Annotated in this window: 2 protein-coding genes; both read right to left on the bottom strand. The window is 75.7% G+C overall.

What is annotated here, in order from left to right; genetic code table 11:
- Positions 1–615, bottom strand: a 615-nt coding sequence (locus ACFU99_RS44345; RefSeq protein WP_384404565.1) for a DedA family protein, incomplete at its 3' end; no start/stop codon positions are given.
- The coding region (locus tag ACFU99_RS44350; protein ID WP_384404567.1) for a lysophospholipid acyltransferase family protein at positions 608–1,130 on the bottom strand (523 nt) is incomplete at its 5' end. The genes ACFU99_RS44345 and ACFU99_RS44350, both read right to left, overlap by 8 nt.

Consider the following 1,130-nt stretch of genomic DNA (forward strand, 5'->3'; position numbering starts at 1 on the left):
GCCCGTACGGCCGTGGCGCGCGCGGAGGCGGCGCGCCGACTCGACGGCGCCGACGACCAGGAGGGCGAGGGCGAACGCCAGCAGCAGCCCCTTCACCGGCTCGTCGCTGAAGCTCGCCCCGCCGATGAACCCGATGGCCGTACTGCTGACCGCCCACAGCCCGGCGCCGATCGCGTCCAGCGCGACGAAGCGGCGCAGCGGGAACCCGAGGCTGCCGGTGGACAGTCCGGAGGCCACCCGTCCGCCCGGCAGGAAGCGCGCCGCGACGACCAGCGTCGTGGCATGCCGGTCGACCATGGAGCGGCCCCACTCGTAGCGCTCCCGGCCCTTCTCGCCGCGCAGCAGCCGGGCGACGGCCCGCGGCCCGAGCCACCGGCCCATGCCGTGGCTGAGGCAGTCCCCGGCGAGCGCGCCCGCCGCGGCGACCGCGGCGAGCAGCGCGAGCTGCGGCAGGTCCGAGCCGAGCAGGACCGCCACCATGACCACCGTCGTCTCGCTCGGCATGAACGGCAGCAGCGCGTCCAGGCCGGCCACCAGGAAGACGATCACCCACAGCCAGGGCGAGTCGAGGGTGGACTGCAACAGCCCGACCAGCCGGTCGAACAGCTCAAACATGGGCGGGCGACTCCGCGCCGCACACGGCGGACCGGGTACGGGCGGCCAGCTCGCGCCGGTCCGCTCCCGGGGCGAGCTGCGGATGCGCGGTGACCCGCACGCTGAGCCCGCCCGCGCCGACCACCCTGCTCAGCGACGTGCCGAAGCCCTCGTCGCCGAGGAAGGCGGCGACCGTGCTGGGCGCGCCGTGCTGGCGGTAGTCGATGGTGACCGGCCGTACGGGCGCGCCCGCGTCGATCGCGGCCTGGAAGGTGGCGCGCCGGAACCGGCCGCCGGAGGCCGTACACCAGGTGGTGGCCTGCGGGAAGACCACCACGGACCGGCCGGAACGGAGCGTTCCGGCCAGCTCCGCGACGGCGCCGGGCAGTGCGCGCAGCCCCTCGCGGTCGATGAACCGGGTGCCGATCCGCCGGGCCAGCGTGCCGATCAGCGGCCAGTCGCCCACTTCCCGCTTGGCCAGCAGGGTCGCCGGTTCGACGGCGAGCACGGCGATGATGTCGAGCCAGGAGACGTGG

The sequence above is a fragment of the Streptomyces sp. NPDC057654 genome (genome assembly GCF_042800135.1).
Classification (GTDB): domain Bacteria; phylum Actinomycetota; class Actinomycetes; order Streptomycetales; family Streptomycetaceae; genus Streptomyces.